The 19,527-nt window shown below is 60.6% G+C and carries 23 protein-coding genes; 8 read left to right on the top strand and 15 right to left on the bottom strand.

Annotated features, from left to right (window positions below):
- Window positions 1-2: 2 nt before the first annotated feature.
- The 8 genes from NMA58_RS01220 to NMA58_RS01255 all read right to left on the bottom strand — a co-directional run bounded on the left by NMA58_RS01220 (window position 3) and on the right by NMA58_RS01255 (window position 7,238).
- A complete protein-coding gene (locus NMA58_RS01220; RefSeq protein ID WP_434712040.1) occupies window positions 3-1,007 on the bottom strand; it encodes an acyltransferase family protein in 1,005 nt (334 codons plus the stop codon).
- 58 nt (window positions 1,008-1,065) lie between these two features.
- On the bottom strand, window positions 1,066-1,749 hold the full coding sequence (locus tag NMA58_RS01225; protein WP_176536332.1) for a methyltransferase family protein: 684 nt from the start codon (window positions 1,747-1,749) through the stop codon (window positions 1,066-1,068).
- A gap of 113 nt (window positions 1,750-1,862) precedes the next feature.
- Window positions 1,863-2,396 (bottom strand): hypothetical protein, encoded by a 534-nt coding sequence (locus tag NMA58_RS01230; protein WP_430956913.1) that lies wholly within the window; start codon window positions 2,394-2,396, stop codon window positions 1,863-1,865.
- 340 nt (window positions 2,397-2,736) lie between these two features.
- Entirely contained in the window at window positions 2,737-3,558 is an 822-nt protein-coding gene (locus tag NMA58_RS01235; RefSeq protein ID WP_430956914.1) for a hypothetical protein, read from the bottom strand.
- 286 nt (window positions 3,559-3,844) lie between these two features.
- Window positions 3,845-5,026: a Na+/H+ antiporter NhaA gene (gene nhaA / locus NMA58_RS01240; protein WP_430956915.1), complete on the bottom strand. Its 1,182-nt coding sequence runs from the start codon at window positions 5,024-5,026 to the stop codon at window positions 3,845-3,847.
- 188 nt (window positions 5,027-5,214) lie between these two features.
- The gene (locus NMA58_RS01245) at window positions 5,215-5,835 is read right to left on the bottom strand and encodes a YceI family protein (protein ID WP_434712041.1); all 621 of its coding nucleotides are present in this window, start codon (window positions 5,833-5,835) and stop codon (window positions 5,215-5,217) included.
- 38 nt (window positions 5,836-5,873) lie between these two features.
- Window positions 5,874-6,719: an arylamine N-acetyltransferase family protein gene (locus NMA58_RS01250; RefSeq protein ID WP_434712042.1), complete on the bottom strand. Its 846-nt coding sequence runs from the start codon at window positions 6,717-6,719 to the stop codon at window positions 5,874-5,876.
- Between the two features lie 57 nt (window positions 6,720-6,776).
- Window positions 6,777-7,238, bottom strand: coding sequence for a cupin domain-containing protein (locus NMA58_RS01255; RefSeq protein WP_097600281.1), 462 nt, complete (start codon window positions 7,236-7,238; stop codon window positions 6,777-6,779).
- Window positions 7,239-7,510: 272 nt separating this feature from the next.
- On the opposite strand from NMA58_RS01255, the gene NMA58_RS01260 reads away from it, so the two are divergent.
- The 6 genes from NMA58_RS01260 (at window position 7,511) to NMA58_RS01285 (ending at window position 12,106) form a co-directional block, all read left to right on the top strand.
- A complete protein-coding gene (locus tag NMA58_RS01260; protein WP_434712043.1) occupies window positions 7,511-8,008 on the top strand; it encodes a pyridoxamine 5'-phosphate oxidase family protein in 498 nt (165 codons plus the stop codon).
- Entirely contained in the window at window positions 8,005-9,357 is a 1,353-nt protein-coding gene (locus NMA58_RS01265) for a GAF domain-containing protein (protein ID WP_434712044.1), read from the top strand. The genes NMA58_RS01260 and NMA58_RS01265 overlap by 4 nt, the downstream gene beginning before the upstream one ends.
- Before the next feature lie 239 nt (window positions 9,358-9,596).
- Window positions 9,597-9,884 carry a BufA1 family periplasmic bufferin-type metallophore gene (locus tag NMA58_RS01270; protein WP_085776890.1) on the top strand — a complete coding sequence of 96 codons (288 nt, stop codon included), beginning with the start codon at window positions 9,597-9,599 and terminating at the stop codon, window positions 9,882-9,884.
- Window positions 9,885-9,945: 61 nt separating this feature from the next.
- Complete coding sequence (gene bufB, locus NMA58_RS01275; protein ID WP_434712045.1) at window positions 9,946-10,833, top strand: MNIO family bufferin maturase; 888 nt, start codon at window positions 9,946-9,948, stop codon at window positions 10,831-10,833.
- A 2-nt stretch (window positions 10,834-10,835) separates the two neighbouring features.
- Complete coding sequence (locus tag NMA58_RS01280) at window positions 10,836-11,612, top strand: HvfC/BufC N-terminal domain-containing protein (protein WP_434712046.1); 777 nt, start codon at window positions 10,836-10,838, stop codon at window positions 11,610-11,612.
- Window positions 11,609-12,106: a DoxX family protein gene (locus NMA58_RS01285; protein ID WP_434712047.1), complete on the top strand. Its 498-nt coding sequence runs from the start codon at window positions 11,609-11,611 to the stop codon at window positions 12,104-12,106. Before NMA58_RS01280 ends, NMA58_RS01285 begins: the two co-directional genes overlap by 4 nt.
- 140 nt (window positions 12,107-12,246) lie before the next feature.
- On the opposite strand, the gene NMA58_RS01290 is transcribed toward NMA58_RS01285, so the two are convergent.
- Both NMA58_RS01290 and NMA58_RS01295 read right to left on the bottom strand, forming a co-directional pair.
- A complete protein-coding gene (locus NMA58_RS01290) occupies window positions 12,247-12,567 on the bottom strand; it encodes an ATPase inhibitor subunit zeta (RefSeq protein ID WP_434712048.1) in 321 nt (106 codons plus the stop codon).
- Between the two features lie 165 nt (window positions 12,568-12,732).
- Entirely contained in the window at window positions 12,733-13,989 is a 1,257-nt protein-coding gene (locus NMA58_RS01295) for an arsenic transporter (RefSeq protein WP_430956928.1), read from the bottom strand.
- Between the two features lie 212 nt (window positions 13,990-14,201).
- Here NMA58_RS01295 and NMA58_RS01300 point away from each other — a divergent pair, with 212 nt between their 5' ends.
- Window positions 14,202-14,429, top strand: coding sequence for a hypothetical protein (locus NMA58_RS01300; protein WP_430956929.1), 228 nt, complete (start codon window positions 14,202-14,204; stop codon window positions 14,427-14,429).
- A gap of 76 nt (window positions 14,430-14,505) precedes the next feature.
- Here the strand turns inward: NMA58_RS01300 and NMA58_RS01305 are convergent, their stop codons facing one another.
- Window positions 14,506-15,099, bottom strand: coding sequence for a TetR/AcrR family transcriptional regulator (locus NMA58_RS01305; RefSeq protein ID WP_430956930.1), 594 nt, complete (start codon window positions 15,097-15,099; stop codon window positions 14,506-14,508).
- Between the two features lie 132 nt (window positions 15,100-15,231).
- Here NMA58_RS01305 and NMA58_RS01310 point away from each other — a divergent pair, with 132 nt between their 5' ends.
- Window positions 15,232-15,624, top strand: coding sequence for a RidA family protein (locus NMA58_RS01310; RefSeq protein ID WP_430956931.1), 393 nt, complete (start codon window positions 15,232-15,234; stop codon window positions 15,622-15,624).
- Between the two features lie 40 nt (window positions 15,625-15,664).
- On the opposite strand, the gene NMA58_RS01315 is transcribed toward NMA58_RS01310, so the two are convergent.
- Genes NMA58_RS01315 through NMA58_RS01330 form a run of 4 tightly spaced genes read right to left on the bottom strand, consistent with a single transcriptional unit; the run spans window position 15,665 to window position 19,509 of the window.
- Complete coding sequence (locus NMA58_RS01315) at window positions 15,665-16,603, bottom strand: dihydrodipicolinate synthase family protein (protein ID WP_430956932.1); 939 nt, start codon at window positions 16,601-16,603, stop codon at window positions 15,665-15,667.
- Between the two features lie 10 nt (window positions 16,604-16,613).
- A complete protein-coding gene (locus NMA58_RS01320) occupies window positions 16,614-17,567 on the bottom strand; it encodes an ABC transporter ATP-binding protein (protein ID WP_434712049.1) in 954 nt (317 codons plus the stop codon).
- Window positions 17,564-18,583 (bottom strand): ABC transporter ATP-binding protein, encoded by a 1,020-nt coding sequence (locus tag NMA58_RS01325; protein ID WP_434712050.1) that lies wholly within the window; start codon window positions 18,581-18,583, stop codon window positions 17,564-17,566. Before NMA58_RS01325 ends, NMA58_RS01320 begins: the two co-directional genes overlap by 4 nt.
- 8 nt (window positions 18,584-18,591) lie before the next feature.
- Window positions 18,592-19,509, bottom strand: a complete 918-nt coding sequence (locus NMA58_RS01330) for a dihydrodipicolinate synthase family protein (RefSeq protein WP_430956935.1) — start codon at window positions 19,507-19,509, stop codon at window positions 18,592-18,594.
- Window positions 19,510-19,527 lie beyond the last annotated feature (18 nt).

Genomic DNA, 19,527 nt, shown 5'->3' on the forward strand with positions numbered 1-19,527 from the left:
GCTTAATACCTATCTGACAGCGATCGCCCCGTAACTACGCCGCGGGGCAATCGGTTGAATAGTCTCAGGAGCGGTTTTTCAACCTTCTCGTGAATGCGCCAGCAGAACAGCAGGGAGACCGCGACACCGATCGCGATGATGATATCGGGCGGCAAGGGATAGAATATCCACAGCGTCAGCAGTGCCGAAATCGGGACTGTGTGAAAGAGATAGAGCGTGTATGAGGCCTCTCCGAGGTAAGCCCAGACGCTCTTTCCGACATTGATCTGCATAGTGCCGAAAACGATCAATCCGGCAGGAATGCCATAAACTGCCACGCGCTGCATAGCATCCTGACCGATCAGGAAGTCCAGCGTATCGCCGTGGGGTGCCATGCCGAGCGAGCCGGCGGCGAGAATTGCGATTGCGCCAACCGGTATGCCCCATCTCGCGCCTTTGACTGCCGGCGCGTACACCAAGGCGGCACCGATCATGAATTCGAGGATGATGGGGTTGCCGAGGAACTGGAAAACCGGCGCTGTCGATCGGAACGTCAGCGACACCGCGAAGATCCCGAGGATCGCCGGCAGGTAACGCCGGTCGAGGAGGACAAGCGTCGCCGCCCCATAGAAGAGCATTTCGAAACAGAGCGTCCATGCGGCAGGCAGGACGGGCGCTGCCATCTGATCCAACGCCGGCCACAGGGTTAGCGTCGCGATTGTCTCCCGCCAGCCGAAGCCGGATTTTGCGGCGATGAATGCTGCCGGGATAGATGCGAGATAGTACATCGGGAGAATGCGACGAATTCGTTTCCACGCGAATTGCTGCCATGTCAGGCCGCGCGCTGTCCGGGTGATGATGACCCCGGAAATGACGAAGAAAATATCGACGCCGGCGGTGCCCGCAACCTGGATCATCGGCGGGAAAATCCCGCTTGATCCGGTGGCTTGGTAGGCCGTCAGCGCCGCATGCAGGTAGACGACCATCAATGCGGCGATGAAACGCAGTACCTGTAGCGACCAGATCATGATTGTCCGTCAACCCCTCGATCACCAAGCCTGGCGAGAAAAGAGCATTCACAAGCCGTCACGCAGTGGTCGTGGCGCGTTTGCCGCGCATGGGCAGAAACGGAACCACCCTGGGGACGCGCTCGGCATATGATCGGTAGTCTGGAAATGCCGCCCGGAGAACCGTCTCTTCGTTAATCATCCGGCGAAGTTGCAGGCACCAATGCACGATTCCGAGAAATACCGTCCACGGAGAAAAGCTGAACAGGATCATCCCGATAACGAATATCTCCTCGGTCAGATAGAGCGGGTGGCGGACGATGGAATATGGCCCCGTTGTGACCAGAGCTCTTGCACCCGGTGCTATGCTGAAACTGCGGCCGAGGATCGCAAGCATATATGCCGATGAAAGGCAGCCAGTGATCATCAAAACCGTTGCGGCAAGACGCACAGTATCTGGCAATACCATTGGCGGCGGCAGGAAGGCGATCAGCAGGAAGAGGAAGGTGCCTGCCATTGCCGTCAGGTATGGTTCAACGCCGCGCGCAGACCGCACTTGGGGCATTCTCGTTAGGGTCACGACACACATCATGCCGATAAATAAGATCGCAGCGATCTCAGCTATTAGGAATACGACGCCCCTGGACGGATAGTCGCCGGTCGTCATCATCCGTGTGATCTTCGTCCACACACCTAGTATTGAATAGGAGCAGATTCCAATACGGCCGATAATGTCTGCAATAATCAAGTGTCGATTGCTCATTGGTACCCCCGCGTTGTTTGAACGCATCTTCGCACGGTTGCGAGAAATGGCAATCGCAACTGATTAAATCGGTAAATACCAACTATTGGGGATGTGACTTACACCGGCGTCCGTCAATGCAAGGACACGCGATGCTCCAGCAGCCGATCAATGCAGGCCCGGATCCGGATGCCTCGGATGATTTCGGCATGAGTAGAAAGGCACGCGAGGGCGGCCAGGATGATCAACGCGGTTCCGAGGAGCGCGGTAGGCAACGGCAGTGACCAGTCGACATAACCGGGGAGTGACGTCCCGATGCGACCTGCTTCAGCTGTGCTTGCAGCCGCATTGGCAAGCACCAAACCGATCAGCGCAATATGAGCATGAACGAAGCGTGCCCTAAGAAACCGTTTCGGATGAAAAGAAAGATAGACGCCGAAAATCGCCATCGATGCAAACGCCGCGAGAAGCTCCCACGCTCCCATCCCCGCCACGCTAAGTAACATAAGGGGTAGGCGCAACACCGGCAGCAAAGTCAGGTAAAGCGCCCAAGCAAACGGGCGTGATGGATACATCGCCAGCAGTAGCATGCTGGCGGCAAATATTGCGCCGATGGCATAGACCAAAGCAGGTCCGAGACGAACAACAGTCAGAACCAAGACACGCATTCGCTTTTCTCCTTCGGCAGGCATCGTGGTTCTGGGCAGAATATTCGCAGCTGCTTGAGCAGGGCTTGCCGCTCGATCGGCGCCCGCATGAATGACTCCGGCTGCGGAGATTTGCAATCTTCTACAAAACTTATCCACCTTAACGAGGCGATTTCATGGACATCGACGACACGCCGCTGCGGCCGTCGCCGTCCGCGGCGTTCGGAACCTGATCGCGGCTTAACCTCAGCCACGCGGGCACCCTAGCATATCACATGAAGCGTGTAGGTCCGGGCAGGGCGGCCGAGACTATCTGTGCCGTTCTTGAAAAACATTCGCCGGCGCGATCACAGGCACGCATCTACTCGATACTCGCCAAAACCTCGGAGATAACCGAGAATTTCGTGGCCTGCCAGCGTCTGTAGTCGAGGACGAATCGCGCGGAAATCCAGCAATCTCCGCTCATTTGGGTAGCCTGCCATCCCAGCAATCCTTGAGTTCGCGCGGCCGCCAGCAATCTGCTGGCATGACTGCGGGAAATGACATATTCGGCTGCGGTCAATTGAGCGGAGACATCGCCCACCCAGGTTCGTTCACCTACGACCGGTGCCAGTGGCACACGCGACATGAGGTCGTGCAATATGTTGCTTCCGGATTCGGACCTCACGAACAGCGCAATGCTTTCGGGCGGGCTGTACCAATCCGGATGGTTAAACAGTCGACGTGCAATACGCGGCTGAGCGCGATACAGAATTGTCTCATCCGCTTCCGACCACCGACAGCGATCTCCCGCATCCATGCCGTCGAGCGAACGAAGGTGCCCCTCGAACCATTGCCGGATCAAGGCTTCAGCATAGGCGCTCGCTTGTAACGGTTTGGCGCGCCGATCCGTCGTCTCCACCGGCTCGAATAATTTGTAATACGCCATCTCCTTCATATGCGAGACGACGGTGTTGTGGCTGGCGATGTGGTTCTCAACGAGAAACTTTGCGAGGTTGGAAGCGGTCAAAGGGGGGCAGGACGGGTTGAGTTTCCGCTCAAAATGCAACGCCAATGCCGCCTGGCTGAGCAGCCACTTCTGCAGATCGGCCACATAACGCACTATTCTGGGAGCTCTGCGATGAATTGCCAGTAACTCGGATGCGGATTCGCGCAGAGCTGCAGCAAAGGAGGCGTGCGCCATGAGATCTTCAACACTGTAGCTGCGGCATCTATTCTGCAGTGAGGTTGAACGTAAAGGTACCGACATTTAAAACCGAAGTGTAATCGATGCTGGCTCGGGATAATAAAATAGCGAATAGACAAAAGTCACGGCTAGGCCAGCGACGGGCCGACCTTATCCAAAATTTGCGCACAATTCGAGCAGGCTTTTCTTGTAGATGTTTGATTCCAAAACGGGACGTCTCTTCCGGCCGAAACAAAGGACGCCATCGGCCGGGTTCTTCATGGAGACCTGCAGCCCCGCTCTCTCAGGATCGGCGATTGAATGTTGCGAGCATCGCCGCGCCGACCAGACCGGACAGCAGAGACCCCAGCAGGATACCCATCTTCACATGGTCCTGGACGTCGGGATCGTTGAATGCAAGCAGCCCGATGAAAAGGCTCATGGTGAAGCCTATGCCGCAGAGGGCGGCCACACCGGTCATCTGCCCCCAGCTCGCCTTTGCCGGGAGGTCGGTGAGACCGAGTTTGACGAGCAGGAAGACGGTGCCGAGAACGCCGACCAGTTTTCCAAGCAACAGGCCTGCCGCTACGCCGAGCGTCAATGGCTCCGTCAGCGTGGCTGCCGAGACGCCGGAGAAGGAGACACCGGCATTGGCGAAGCCGAAGATCGGAACGACGATGAAGGCAACGGGTTTGTAGAGGACGTGCTCGAGATGGTGCAACGGCGACTGGTCGTGGCTTGCTTCGGGTGTTCCTGGCGTCACCTTCAGCGGAATCGCAAGAGCGAGAAGAACGCCGGCCAGTGTTGCGTGGATGCCGGATGCGAAGACGAGCACCCAGAGCACGGCGCCGAGCAGCAGATACGGCCAGAGCTTCAGAATACGGGCACGGTTCATGCCGTAAAGCGCCCCGAGCACCGCCGCGGCCCCGGCAAGCGCCAGAAGATTGAGATCGTTGGTGTAGAACAGCGCAATCACCACGACCGCCCCCAGGTCGTCGATGATCGCCAGTGCCGCTAGGAAGATCTTCAACGAGGCAGGCACGCGCGGGCCGAACAGCGAGATGACGCCGAGCGCGAACGCGATGTCCGTCGCCGTCGGTATCGCCCAGCCACGCAGGGCGGCCGGGTTTTCCCGGTTGAACAAGATATAGAAGAGGGCGGGGAACAGCATGCCTCCCAGTGCCGCCGCACCCGGCAGAATGCGGCGGCTCCAGCTGGAGAGTTGGCCGTCCAGCATTTCGCGCTTGATCTCGAGCCCGACGAGGAGAAAGAACAGCGCCATCAGCGCGTCATTGATCCAGTGCAGCAGGCTGAGCGGCCCCAGATAGATGTGAAGTGCGTGGAAGTAACCCTCTGCAAGCGGTGAGTTCGCCGTCACGATTGCCGCCAACGCGACTGCCATCAACACGAGACCGCCCGAAGCTTCGCTATCGAGGAACTGGCGAAGGGTGGATCGGATGAGACCTGGAGAGATAGGCTGCGACACCGGTCAGCGCTCCCTGTGTTTTGGAAGGTTGATCTTCAGTCTCCGTCGATTTCGGGAAAGCCCGCGGCGCACGCAGCACACGCCATCGCCTGTAAGATAAAGGGGTCGCGTCGCCATTTCCAGCGAAATCGGCCCCGATCCACCGCAGGCGGCGCAGGTCCGGTTGGACCTGCCGCTCGCCTTGCTTCTCACTGGAATGAGTAATCAGCCGGCACCATCTGCGTTTCTATCGCGAAGGTGACGATGTCGCCGAGTTCGGGGATTGCAAAATCCAGTCCCCAATCGCTGCGGCGGATGCCGCCGGTCGCCGAGAAACCGATCTTCGGGACGCCCATCATTGGGTGCTTCGCCATTGAGCCGTTGAAGGTGACGTCGAGTTTTGCCGGGTGCGTCTCGCCGCGCAAGGTCAGGAGGCCTTCGACGGTGCCGGTCTTCTCGCCCGTCACATGGATCGCCTTGGAAACGAAGGTGATCGCCTTGGCTGCAAGGAAGCTGTCGTCTCCGCCGATCTCCGCATCGAAGTTGACCTTGTTAGGCCATGGATAATCAGTGCGGACCGAAAGCGGATCGATGGTGACCAAAAGCGTGGAGGCTTCAGGTTTTTCGGGCTTCCAGTCGAGCCGCGCATCGACCCCGGTAAAGCGCGCGGTGTAGTGGGACAGGCCGGAATGGTCGAATGACCAATTGAAGCTCGAATGCGAGGGATCGGTCTTGTAGGCCCCACCCGGCGCAGGATCGGTTGCGGTGGCAAGGGCAGCGAAGGTCGTGCTCAAGGTAAGAGCAAGGGCGAGTGCAGTTGTGCGAAGCATTGATGGTTCCTCGGATGGGAAATGATGAGGTTGTCGGCTCACGCAGCCTTGTCGCGGCGGATCGTCTGGAGGCGCTCCCAGACGCGGTCGGACCGGGGAATGTCGAGATCGAAGACTGTCTCGAACGTGTCGCCGAGATGGGCGGCGCTCGTAATGGGCTCCTCGCTGAGGCTGTTCGCCGTCACGCGGCGCAGACGGTCGTTCTGGAGGGCGACATAGCCGTCCGCCGTATGCCGCAACACCGCGAGCGCATTGGTGAAAGGAGAGCCGGGATCTTGCATCAGCCAGCCATGTGTTGCGGCCATCGCGGCTTCGTCGCTGTGGTCGAGCCGGAAATCGAAGCTTTTCGCGATGCCGAGAACATGATTATTGAAACGCAGCCAGCTCCCGTCGGCCGGCATGATGGAGAAATCGAAGCCGCGTTGGCTGATCGGCCCGGCCACAAGCGGCACCGGCTCGATGATGGCGTCCGCTATGCCGACCTCGGCGAGATAGGGATGGTCGAGATCGACACGCAGCGTCAGATGATTGCCGATGGCGATGTCGCCAAGCTTCTCCCGGTCCACCGCGCCGCAAAGGCGCGTCACACGGAAGCCCAGTGCAGCAAGCGCGGCGCCGAAGAGGCCGTTCATCTCATAACACCAGCCGCCGCGCCGCCTCTCGACCATCTTGGCGAATGCCGCAGCCGGGCTGACCGCGGAGGGCCATCCCATGAAAGCGTCCAACGCCTCCCATGTGAAACTCAGGAGATGGGCGCGATGCAAGTCGGACAAGCTGTCGATATCTAGGCGGGATGGCCGCTCGACGCCTATCCGGGCCAGATAGGCATCGAGCTGCGGGGCTGTCAGGGGCATTGCGTTTTCGTTCGAAGGTGCATGTGTCATCGTTCGGTCTCCTTTCAAGTGGACCGTTGCTCATTATCGAGACGTGGTTGCGTTGGTTCAGGCGACCTTGCGATCGTCCTCGGGTGGGAAGGTCAGGCCGAAGCCCCTGGCGATCGAGGCGATCTGCTCGGGCGTTTCCGGCTTGCAGAGTTCGACGATCGGAAAGAAGCTTTCGAACCCGCCCGGCGTGACGACGACCATGAGGCGGCCCTCCGTCTGCCCCACATTGCGGAACCGGTGCGGCACACCGCGCGGCAAGGCGATAGAGCCGCCTTCCGTGAGTTCGACATAATCGCCGGCGCACCAGAAGCCGAAGCGGCCGGAAAGAACGCGGAACAACTCGTCCTCGCGCTCATGCACGTGCAGTGGCGGACCTTCGCCAGGCAGCACGCACGCTTCGAACAGGCCGAGCGAACCGCCGGTATTGCCCGCCATAATACGGATGACATGCTTGCCGAAGGCCATTGCCGGCATCCCATGCCCCGGCGGCGAAACCGCCGCATGATCAAACTTCTCCATTTCTCTTTCTCCAAATTCGTGACGCATCGACCGCCGGCGGTTTCGCCCTGGGGCGAAACGCAGAAATCCGTGCCCGCTCCGGTATGCGGGGCGGGCGCGATTGTCATTCGCCCGGCGGCACGGGGCCGCCGAACACCGGAGGTGTGATGATAGTCGAGGCCGTTGAGCCGGTACGTCGCTTCTATAGCGCAGCGAAAAAACCGGCGTTACTAAATGAATGTGCAAGCCGTACCGGGAATCCTAAAAGTTTGCTAAGGAGGATTGGGCAAGCAATGGGGGCGGCAGTGAGGCTTGACGACAGGCTCCTCGATTTTTTCAACAGGCCGCTGATGTGCATCATCGCGGTGGCTGACGAGACCGGCCGTCCTTCGGCGGGACGCGGCGTCGGCTTCCATCTTTTGGAAGACCGAGAAACGATCGACGTCATCTTTTCAGCCTGGCAGTGGCCGCGGCTCGAAATCGGTATCCGGCAGACCGGGCGGATCGCCGTCACCTTCGTAACCCCTTCGGATTATGTAAGTTTCCAGCTGAAGGGGAGCGCCGGCATGCGAGAGATCCAGAGTTCCGACCTCGATCGCGCCGATCACTTCATCACCGCGGCGACGAACGAGCTCGAATCGCTCGGCGTCCCCCGGCATCTCATCTCGCCATGGCTGACGGCGCGTGAGGCGCGGGTCGCCCGGCTGGTGATCAGTGAAATATATGTCCAGACGCCCGGCCCGCTCGCCGGCATGCTGGCGGGCACCTATGTTGGCGCGCGGTCCCAATGAATCTGCGGCTTTCCGATCTTTCCGCCTGCTTCGAGGGTGTCATTCCCTCCATCATCGCCACGGCATCGGCCGACGGCATGCCGAACATATCCTATCTTTCCCATGTGGTGCGGGTCGATGAGGAGCATGTCGCACTCTCCAACCAGTTCTTCGCCAAGACGGCGGCGAATATACGCGCCAATCCAAAGGTCACGCTGATCCTGGTGGAAGGGTTCACCGGCGATCAGTTCCTGCTCGACATTGGTTTCGTTCGTTCGGTCGATGCCGGCCCGCTGTTCGACAAGATCGCCCGCCAGCTCAAGGCGAGCAGCGCGCAGATCGGCATGTCGGATGTCATGCGGCTGAGGAGCGCCGATATTTTCCGGGTGTACGGAATTGAGAAGGTTCCCTCGCCGGTGGAAACAGCTTCGCCGCCGAGCAGCCGGGTGCCTGTCAGCCTCCCTGATCTTTCCAAGGCGATCAAGGCGATCGAGCGACAGTCGGAGGCCGATGAGATCATCGACAACCTGCTCACCGGCGTCAAGCACGTGCTGGGATACGGCAACGCGCTCGTGCTCATCCACGACAACCATCGCGGCTGCCTGATCACGACAGGCAGCATCGGCTACGAGCGCTCGGGCCTCGGATCGGAAATCGCAGGCGGCGATGGATTGATCGGGGCTGCGGCAGCGGGTGGACAGACGATCAAGGTCAGTGACATGAGCCGTGTGCGCCGGTTTGGCGAAGCGATCGGCCTGGAGGCGGAAGGGGCTGAAAACGCGACGCGCACGATCGCTTTCCCGCATTTGCCGGCGGCGATGAGCCAGATTGCAGTTCCCATGATTGCCGGCGGCACAGTGACGGGCGTACTCTTCATCGAGAGTCCGGAGCGGCTCGCTTTTCGCGAAGAGGACGAGGCTGCTCTCGAGATACTGGCGGGACAGGCGGCCGGCGCTCTGAGAGCCAGCGAGCGGGCAGCGGCTGCCGCCGAACAGAGACCTGCGATCAGCACGCCTGAGCCTGCTGCGGCCGGCCAAGAAATCCGCGTCGTCCATCACCGCTTCGATGACAGCGTCTTTATCGATGGCACTTACATCGTGAAGGGCGTTGCCGGCACTCTGCTGCGCCTCATGCTCGATTGGCATCTGAGCGACGGCAGAAGCGAGTTCACCAACCGGGAAATGCGGTTGACGGCCGGCGCACGCATGCCGGAGATCAAGGATAATCTCGAGACCCGGCTCTTGCTGTTGCGCCGTCGGCTCGAAGAAAAGCAGGCGCCCATCCGCCTCGCCCGCGTCGGCAGGGGCCGTGTCAGGCTGGAGGCGGAAGGACCGCTGGTCCTTGAAGCCGTCACAGGTGAATACCCATAAGCTGAGTCATTTCCCCTCAGCGCGGACGAGTTCGAGCTTCGACATCTCATCCAAAGACATGCGTGAGGGGCCGTTTGCAGTGCCGGCTCCAACATTCTGTCATCGCCCGCAGCAGGCGTCTTGAAAAGGCCGATCACCAATTCGTGTTCGTCGTGGCTGTAACAAGCGGGATCGTCGGCTCGAAAGAGGGATTACGCGGCCGATGATCGGTACGCGGACCTTTCAAGAGGAGATCATCCATGAACCGTTCCACTCTGACCCTTGCCCTCGCAGGCTCGCTTGCCACTGCGATTTCATCCGCCGCCTTCGCCGCACCGCTGCCGGCGGAGAAAATGGTGGGCAAGGAGAAATGCTATGGCATCGCGCTCAAGGGTCACAATGATTGTGCCGCCGGTGCCGGCACGACCTGCGCAGGTACATCGACGATGGATTATCAGGGGAACGCCTGGAAGGCAGTCCCAGCCGGCACCTGCACCAGCATGAATGTCAAGGGGCACATGGGTAAGCTCGAGCCGACCAAAGGCTGACTCTAAAGGGGAGGCCCAATGCTCGGGCCTCCATCTTTTCTCGCCAAACCGGGAGAATGCGATGACTGCTTCGACAACCCGACCTGTCCTGCTGCCTGCACGGGGCGGCCTCGGCCTAAAGCCCGAGCATTATGAGACTATTCTGGCCGATCTGCCGGATGTCGGCTTCTTTGAGGTCCATGCCGAGAACTACATGGGCGCAGGTGGGCCGCCGCATCGCTATCTCCAGGCCATCACGGAACACTATCCGCTGTCGCTGCACGGTGTCGGTTTGTCGATCGGCTCGCCGCGTGGGCTCGACAAGGCGCATCTGAATCGACTTCGCAGCTTGATCGACCGCTATCGGCCGCAGAGCTTTTCCGAACATCTGGCCTGGTCGACGCATGAAACGGGATTTCTCAACGATTTGTTGCCGCTACCCTACACGGAAGAAACGCTGGCACGCGTCGTCGACCATGTCGATGAAACGCAACAGGCGCTCGGGCGACAATTGCTGCTGGAAAACCCTTCCACCTATATACTGTTCGCCGACAGTACGATCGATGAAGTGGATTTTCTGGGGGCGATCGCGCAGCGGACGGGCTGTGGCCTTCTGCTGGACGTCAACAATGTGATGGTCTCGGCGGTGAACCACCGGCTCGATGCCGCCACCTATATAGATCGTTTTCCGGTCGAGCTCGTCGGCGAGATTCACCTTGCCGGCTACGACGAAACCGTCGACTCCACCGGCGACCGGCTGCTGATCGACGCGCACGCGACGGCAGTGAAGAGCGATGTATTGGCGCTCTACGCACATACCCTCGCGCGCACCGGCGCACTCCCGACGCTGATTGAATGGGACAATAATGTTCCGGATTTCGCCACACTGTATTCAGAGGCGAAACGTGCGGATGCGATGCTCGCCGCCGAAACGTTTCGCCGCGGCGGGCACCGGATCCGGGCGGCGTAACGATGGATTTCGCAACCTGCCAAACTGCCTTCGCCGATGCCTTGCTGCATGCCGACCGGCCGGTGCCCGACGGCGTCATCAACGCACGCGGCAAACCCGACACGGTGCGGTTTGCCGTCTACCGCAACAATGTGTTCGTCGGGCTCACAAAGGCATTAGCGCAACGCTTTCCGGTGACGGAGAGGCTCGTTGGTTCGGAATTCTTTCTGGCCATGGCGCGCGCCTATGCCCAGGATCACAAGCCGTGCTCACCGCTGATCATGCAATATGGCGACGATTTCCCGGATTTCATCGCAGCTTTTGAACCTGCAAGAGCGCTTGCTTACCTGCCCGATATCGCCCGGCTCGAGGCGGCCTGGACAGACGCTTACCACGCCGCCGACAGCGCGCCTCTCGATCTTGCGGCGTTCAAAGCCGTGACGCCGGAGATGCTTTCGGACTTGCGGCTCGTCCCACACCCATCGGCACACCTGATCCAGTCGATTTTTCCGGTTGGTTCGATCTGGAGCGCACATCAAGAGGAGATGGTTTCGCCGGTCTTCGATTGGCGTGGGCAAGCGGTCCTCGTCTCACGACCGGAAATGTCGGTCAATGTTCATGTCCTGCCACCGCGGGACGCCATCTTTGCAGCCGCCTTGTTCAACGCCGCCACTCTTGGCGAGGCGGCAAAGGCGGCATTTGCAGCTGCCCCCGGATTTGATTTCGGAACGGCGCTGGTCGGTCTTGCCGGTCTCGGCGCGTTCAGCGCCCTTCAACAGTATAAAGGAAACTCCACATGAAAACCGAAGTGGCCCCTTCGCACGGCTTTGGTGCTGCCGCTGCCTCCTTCGTCACACGCGCTGAAGCGCTGCTCGCTTCCGTTCCCAAGTCGTTGCCGCTGCTGGCATTGCGTTTTGCGCTGGCTATTCCTTTCTTCAAGTCGGGGCTGACGAAATGGGACGGCTTCCTGACGCTTTCATCGGGCGCACGATATCTTTTCGAGGAGGAGTTCAAGCTTCATATCTTCGGTAGCGCAGTTGCCTACCCGTTTCCTCTGACGATGGCGACGGCCGCCGGAATTGGAGAGTTGGTCCTGCCAATTCTGCTGATCCTCGGCCTGGCCACACGCTTTGCTGCTCTCGGTCTGCTGCTGATGACGGCGATTATCCAGCTCACCATCCCGGATGGCTGGGCGAATTTTCATTTGCCCTGGGCGGCAATGGCGCTGGCATTAATCGTGTTCGGTGGCGGCAAGATCGCGGTTGATCCGTTTGTCTTGCCGCGCCGCAAATGACGCGGCGACCAGACGCCTCATCTCCCCGGGGAGGCGCTCAGCTGGCATGAGGGCCTGCGCCGGACGGGAAGAGACGGTCATGAGATGTCTTCTCCGGCACGAAAGTGCCGGCAAGCTGGCGCACATCGCCCGGAAAGGCTTTAGCCGGCTTCGTCGAGGGACCTTGCCGCTTCAAGCAGAAGCTGCTTCATTTTCTCGCGAACCGTCTGAGCGCTGATAGCGACGTCTGCATATTGCAGGTCGCTGAGAATCTTTCTGAAGACGTTCTCATCGCATGACTCCAGCAACCCGGCGGAAATGACTTCGTCGAAATAGACGTCGAAGTCGGTTCGTCCGATGAGCTCGGCCGCCCAGCGTGCCAGCATCCGGTCGCGCCTCGCCTGGATATGGAACGAACGCTCAAGCTTCACTATGTACTCTTTCTCGAGTGCTTCTTCACGCTCGTCGATGATGCCCATCATCGATCCTCCCGCTGAATGGCCGTCAGGCGTTCGAATGTGTCGCATTCGCTGCGCAAGTAAATTCTTGCTCCGGAAACTGCCTGCATGAAGGCCGCTCGCGCCATTTTAGCAGATAATTGTGTAGATCCAAAAGGTTAGAGCGGCATGCGTCTCGCCTGTAGGCACTCAAAACAGGAAGAGCGACCCCAGAGACATAATGAGTGCGGGGAACATGACGACGGTTCCGAGTTTTAGAAAGGTCCAGGCGCCGATATGCAGGCCTTCGCGGCGCAGGGCAGACAGCCACAAGATCGTCGCCAGCGAGCCTGTCACCGACAGATTGGGGCCGAGATCGACGCCGATCAGCACGGCGCCGGCAATCTTGTCGGAGACACCGGCGGCCTGCACCACGCTGCCGGCAAGCAGGCCGGCCGGAAGATTGTTCACGAGGTTGCAGATTACGCCGACGAGCAGGCCCGCCACGCCGATCGCCTGCGATTGCGAGAACGAGGCAAGCGCAGCCAGCTGATCGGAGAGAATGTTCGTCAAGCCGGTGTGATCGAGCGCTTCGACGATGACGAACAGGCCGGCGACTAGCGGCAGAACGCTCCAGCTGATGCCCTTCATCGTCTCGGCCGGGCTTTGCCGCGTCAGCATCAGAACGATCGCGGTGGTGATCGTGCCGGCGACAAAGGTCGGCACGCCGAGATCCACATGCATCGCCGAGGCCGCGATCAGAACAATGGCCGTCAGCAGGATTCCCCATCCTGCCAGGCGGGCGCTGCGGGAGAGGGGTGGCCGCTGCGTGTCGGCGGCAAGAGTGTCTTCTGCAAGGGCGCGGCGCTGCGTCCAGTAGAGGCAGAGGAACGTGGCGACGATCGAAATGATCGACGGCAGCATGAATGTCGACAGCCAGCGGGACAGCGGCGGCATGTCACCGCCGGCAAAGATCACCAGATTGGCGGGGTTTGAAATCGGCAGGACGAAGCTTGCGGCATTGGCGATAAAGGCGCAGATCAACAGATAAGGCATCGGATCCTTCACCCGCGCCGTCCGGCAGGCGGCATAGACGGCCGGCGTCAGAACCACGGCCGTCGCATCGTTGGAAAGAAAGACGGTGACAACCACGCCGACAAGATAGACGAGCACGAAGAGGCGCCGGGGTGATCCTTGGGCGTAGGCGATTGCAATGGCGGCGATCCAGTCGAACAGGCCTTCGCGGCGAGCAAGTTCGGAGAGCAGCATCATGCCGATCAGAAAGAGATAGACGTCGCCGCCCTTGGCAACGCCCGCCAGGGCATCATGGGGTCCGAGCAGGCGGAAGGCGAGCAGGAGCAGGGCGCCGAAGACGGCCCAGATCGCTTCCGGCCACCGAAAGGGACGGACGACGACGCCCATTGCAGTGAGGCCGGCGATCCCCCAGGTCATGGCATGTTCAGTCATTTGCAAATCGCGTTCGGTTGGGGCGCGGCAGAACAGCCGCCAAGGTTGATGCAAGAGCTTTTCGGCGATCGAATACATGTTTGGCCGGGCAGTGACAAATCCGTTTATCCTGAAAAGCCGCAAATGCCAGAAGCAGCAGCTCAATCGGCCAACGGAACAATCACAGCAGGATCTGGTTTAACTCGCACCACGTATCTCCGGCGGAGGTGACGATGTGGGCAGTTCTAATTGGTGCCGCTCTCATAATTGGTGGCCTTGTTTTTCTCTTGCGGCCGACGCTTCGCCGAAAGCCGAGTGATCCGCACCTGATGCCGCAAGGCGGCGCCACGCTCGAACCTCGGCGCCAAGGCCTGAGATTTCTCAGCTTGGCGCGGAACTGGCCGGCGCTGGTTGTCATTGCGGTCGGTGCTGTTTTTCTGGTTTCCGGGAGCTACTGGTGACAGACGACAGTGTTGGCCCACTCCGCACTGCTCTCTTCCATCAAGATTCCCGATTTGCCGCCAGTATATCGCAAGCTTATGCGGACGCCTTGAGAAGGCCTGCGGCCAAGGCGCCGAAGGCTTCGACAGCTTTCGGTAGCACATGTTCCGGCTCGTCACTGGCAGCGATCCAGAGGGCGGCATTGAGCGCAGCGCCGTTGAGCAGCCGGGCGGCTGCTTCCGCGTCGACCGGCTTGAGGGCGTCCTGCGCGATAAGGCGCTCGATTGTCTGCCTGGTTGCCTGAAGACAGCTGCTTTGACTCGGCCATTGTGAAGGATCACCGAGGACAGCAGGCCCATCGAGCAGGACGATGCGCTGGACTTCCGGATCAAGCGCCATTTCGATATAGGCGGCGCCCTCGGCGAGCAGGCCCTGCCAGTCATCGCCCGCACGGGTGCCGATCTCCTTTGCGCGCGACGCCATTTCCGTGTCGATCTGATCGACAACGGCCGCAAGCAGCCCGCGCTTGTCTCCGAAGTTGTGATAAAGCGCTCCCCGGGTCAGGCCGGCTTCGGCAGTCAGCTCATCCATCGAGGCGGCCGCGTATCCTTTTTCGGCAAAGGCTTTTCGCGCGGCCGCGATCAGCTTCACGCGATTTTCCTCCATCGTCTCGCTGCGTTTCTTTGCCATCTCATCTCCAATTCTCACATACGAGACGTATATGAACTTGACATACGATGCGTATGCGGTTTACTACACATACGCACCGTATATCAAATGACGAGGCGGTGTCGAATCAACGATAAGGAAGCGAGATCGACAATGACCCGACGCGAAGCAATATTTCCGGCAGACAGGCATGCTCTTTACGAGAAACACGGCTATTCGGCCGCCATTCGAACCGGCGATCTTCTGTTCGTCTCCGGCCAGGTCGGCAGCCGTTCCGATGGAACACCTGAACCGGACTTCCAGCGCCAGGTCCGGCTGGCTTTCGAAAACCTCAAGGTGACGCTGGAGGCTGCAGGCTGTACCTTTGACGACATAGTAGATGTGACGACGTTCCATACCGATCCCGAGAACCAGTTTGAAACGATCATGGCCGTCAAGCAGGAGCTTTTCAGCAAGCCGCCCTATCCGAACTGGACCGCGATCGGCGTGAACTGGCTGGCGGGCTTCGATTTCGAGATCAAGGTCATCGCCCGCATTCCGGCATGATGATCCTGCAGAGCATCCCGTTCGGTCGGCGCCTTGTCCTCTACCGAGCGAAGAGCTCGGGGATAATCATGCGCGCGCGATCGCGCAGACTTGCCGCTTCTTGCTCATCAATAAAGCGGTAAGGCCAGCGCAGCCTTGTGGTGACCGGACCCCAGTCGCCGATCACAGCGAGCAGTTTGTCGAGCGCGGCATTGGAATAGCCACGGTCACGGCGAAACGGGACGATGTGATTGTCCATAAAGGCGCAGATGCGGCTTTCGATATCCAGCGCGGCGTCCATATCCCCATGCATCAGCTCCGTCCAGGCCTGGGCGCCGCGGGGATGAAGACAGGCAACATTGGAAAACGCCCCGACAGCAACGTCCTGCTTCATGCCGGTTGCGAGATGGTGGCCGGGAATGAACAGCGAAAATTCGGAAAGATGGGCTCGTGCCTGCGCATACCAGCCAGCGTCTCCATCGGCGATCTTCATCCCGACCACTGACGGGCAGGGGCCGCAAACGTCACGAAGCTCGGCTGGTGACAGGACCCGCTTCGCATGCGGCGGATTGTAAAGAATGAGCGGGGTTCCTTCCGCCGCCTCCGACGCGCGCCTCAGGAAATCGGTGGCTTCGAGATTGGTGAGCGGCCACCAGTCGGGAAGGATCACCTGGATCGCCAATGGCTTATGAACGGTTGCGCGGCGCAACCGATCGAGCATGAGGATCGGATCGGGCTGGCAGGCGCCGATGACGAACGGCATTCCGGCCGAGCGGCATCGCGACGCCAGCACGTCCTGAATTCGCTCGTACTCGGCTTCCGTCTGATTGTGGAATTCTCCCGCCGTTCCGTTCGAATAGATGCCGTCGACTCCGGCGGCGATCAGTACGTCAATTTCCTCGGTCAGCCTTTCGAAATCGATGCTGTCGTCGTCGGCGATCGGTAAGAGCAGGCTTGCCCAGTTGCCCGCGATCGGGTGGCGGCGGGTTGTGGTGGTCATCGCACGTCCTTCAGTTCAGGTCATCACGGATGCAGGCCTTGAAATGCCCGGGCTGCATTTCGCGCAGCTCCGGCACGGTCTCACCGCAGGCGGGCAGAGCATTCGGACAGCGCGTGCGGAAGACGCAACCGCTCGGCGGATTGGCAGGGCTCGGGATATCGCCCTTCAATATCTGGCGGTCGCGTCGCGCATCGGGATCGGGTGAGGGGATCGCGGAAAGAAGCGCCCGCGTATAGGGATGCAGCGGCCTGGCATAAAGCGCGGCACTGGGCGCGACTTCCATGATCCGGCCGAGATAGAGGACGATCACCCGGTCGCAGATATATTCGACGACGGCGAGGTCGTGGCTGATGAACAGCATGGTCAGGCCGAGGCGTTGCTGCAGGTCGCGCAGAAGATTGATCACCTGCGCCTGGATCGAGACGTCGAGCGCCGAGACCGGCTCGTCGGCGACGATGAATTCCGGCGCGAGCGTCAGCGCGCGGGCAATACCGATCCGCTGCCGCTGGCCGCCGGAGAACTCGTGGGCGTACCGGTTGACGGCCTCCGGCGGAAGATCGACCTGTTCGAGTGCGGCGCGGGCGCGCTCCAATCTCTCTCTTGCCGTCCCGAGGCCCTGGATCCTCAACCCCTCAGTCAAGATTTCGCCGATTGTCATGCGCGGCGACAGGCTCGCGAACGGGTCTTGAAAAATATATTGCATCCGGGGGCGCAGACGCCGCATTTCGGATGAGGACAAGGTGGTGAGTTCGATGCCGTCGAAGCGGACGCTGCCGGCCGACGGCTCGACCAGCCGCAGGACCGACCGGCCGATCGTGGTCTTGCCGCTGCCGGATTCGCCGACCAGCCCGACCACCTCGCCCTTGCCGATATCGAAGGATATGTCCTGCAGGATGGTCAGCTTGGTCCCGCGGGACGTATAATGTTTCCCGAGGTCGCGGACGGAGAGACGTGGCTCGCTCATCTGACCTCCTGCCAGCGAATGCAGCGGCTCTTGTGGCGCGGATTGACGTCGGCAAGCGGCGGCACAGCCAGGCGACAATCGTCGATGGCAAATTTGCAGCGCGGCTGGAAGGCGCAGCCGGCGGGCATGTTCATCAGGCTCGGCACGATGCCTGGTATGGCCGCCAGCCTTTCACCCGCCTGCTTCATCCGGCTGGCATCGCCGAGCTTCGGCATCGAGGCCAGCAGGCCGATCGTGTAGGGATGTCTCGGATTGCGAAAAACCTCGCCCACCGGCCCGGTTTCGACGATCCGCCCGGCATACATCACCGCCACCCGATGCGCGATCTCGGCGACGACCCCGAGATTATGGGTGACGAAGAGCATGGCCATGTCGCGTTCGCGCTGCAGCGTCTGCAGGAGAGCCAGAATCTGCGCCTGGATGGTAACATCGAGCGCTGTCGTCGGCTCGTCGGCAATCAGCAGCGTCGGGTCGCAGGCAAGCGCCATGGCGATCGTGGCGCGCTGGCGCATGCCGCCGGAGAGCTCGTGCGGATATTGACCGGCGCGGCGCCTGGCATCGGGAATGCCGACGCTGTCGAGAAGGGCGACGGCCGCATCCATCGCGGCCTTCCGGTTCGCCCCGCGATGGATGCGGATCGGCTCCGAAATCTGGTCGCCGATCGTGTAGACGGGGTTTAGGCTCGACATCGGCTCCTGAAAGACCATGCCGATATCATTGCCGCGAATGGCGCGCATGTCCGGTTCGTCGAGCGAGACAAGGTTGCTGACCGTACCATTCTTGCGCTTCAAATGGATGCTGCCGGCGGCGATTGCACCGATATTGCGGGCCAGAAGCCGCATGACCGAAAGGCTGGTGACCGATTTTCCCGAACCGGACTCGCCGACGAGAGCAAGCGTCTCGCCGGCAGCCACCGTCAGATCGATGCCATTGACCGCCGTCACTTCGCCCGAGCGGATGCGGAAGACGGTCCGCAGCCCCCTGACGTTCAGAATGGTGTCGGCGGTCTGTTGCATGGCATCCATCAGGAAAGCAGGCCCGTCGCGCGAAGAATTTCGTCGATCCTTGCCGTTTCGACCTCGTTAAGAGCCGCGCGCGGACGCGGCATCAGCGCCGTGTCGATGATCCCGAGGCGCTTCATCGCCGCCTTGAAGGCGCCGATGCCGGCGGCGCCGCCGCTGACGCGGCCCGCGCCGACCGAGACGATCTCGAACAGCCGGCAGAGGCGCTCCTGCTCCTTGCGGGCCGCGACCCAGTCGCCGCGCTGGGCGGCATCCCAGAGCCTGACGTAACCGTGCGGATCGACATTTGCGATGCCGGGCACGACGCCATGGGCGCCCATCTGCAGCGCCGTATCGACGACGATTTCGGAGCCGGTCATCAGGAAGACGTCCTCGTTGTCGGCGAGATCGAGCAGCACGTAACGGAAATTGCCGTCGTCGCCGCTCGAATCCTTGATGCCGATGATCGTTCCCTCCTTGGCAAGCGTTACGTTGGTCTGGCGCTGCAGTTTCACATGCACGCAGACGGGGATGTCATAGGCGATCAGCGGTACGTCGACAGCATCGCGGATATAGCGGAAGTGATCGATGATCTCGGCCTGGCTGGTGACCGTGTAGAACGGCGCCGTGACGACAACCGCGTCGGCGCCGGCCGACTTCGCGGTCCTGGCATGGTTGATGACCCGGTCGGTGGTTGGATCGATGACGCCGACGATCAGCGGCACGCGACCGTTGATGACTTTGGCCGAATGCTCGATGATGTCCTGCCGGGTCCTTTCGTCGTGGAAGATCACCTCGCTGGTCGAGCCGAGCACGAAGAGGCCATGGCATCCGGCCTCGATAAGATTTTCGAGCACCCGTGTATAGGACCGGTAATCGACCGTGTAATCCTTGTTCAGCGGGGTTATGACGGGAGGAACGACACCCTTGAATTTGCTCATTTTCGCTTTCTTTCGATC

It is taken from the genome of Rhizobium sp. YTUHZ045 (assembly GCF_051124255.1).
GTDB lineage: Bacteria > Pseudomonadota > Alphaproteobacteria > Rhizobiales > Rhizobiaceae > Rhizobium.